The organism is Streptomyces sp. SID14436 (assembly GCF_010548465.1).
In the GTDB taxonomy this organism is placed as follows: domain Bacteria; phylum Actinomycetota; class Actinomycetes; order Streptomycetales; family Streptomycetaceae; genus Streptomyces.
The window spans coordinates 1-336 of record NZ_JAAGMD010000364.1 but is presented as its reverse complement, the minus strand read 5'-3'; the positions used below and the strand labels follow the sequence as shown (position 1 = coordinate 336).

Sequence of the window (336 nt, the reverse complement as noted above, 5' to 3'; positions counted from 1 at the left end):
CATGTCCCGGTCCGCGGCACCGCCCGGGTCGGGCTCCTGGGGACGGCCGGCGCCCGGACGCTCCGCGCCGGGACGGCCGGTGTCCGGGCGGGGCTGCGGGAGGACCGGCTGGAGGACGAGCATCCGCTCCACCAGGCGCAGGAACACCGCCACGTCCCGTATCAGGTCGTCGGCGTCCCGGCCGGTCGCCGCGCCCTGGATGCCGGCCTCGGCCCGGGCGCGGCGCCGGGCCCCGGACGCGAACAGCGCGCTCCACTCGGTCAGTTCGGGCGCGATCTCGGGGAGCACTTCCCAGGCGCTCCGTATCTTCGCGCGGGCCCGGGGCGAGGTCTCCGG

Annotated in this window: 1 protein-coding gene; it reads right to left on the bottom strand. The window is 78.6% G+C overall.

Translation table 11 applies throughout. The features are described 5' to 3' along the window. The coding region (locus G3I53_RS12680; protein WP_239063839.1) for an SAV_6107 family HEPN domain-containing protein at positions 1–336 on the bottom strand (336 nt) is incomplete at both ends.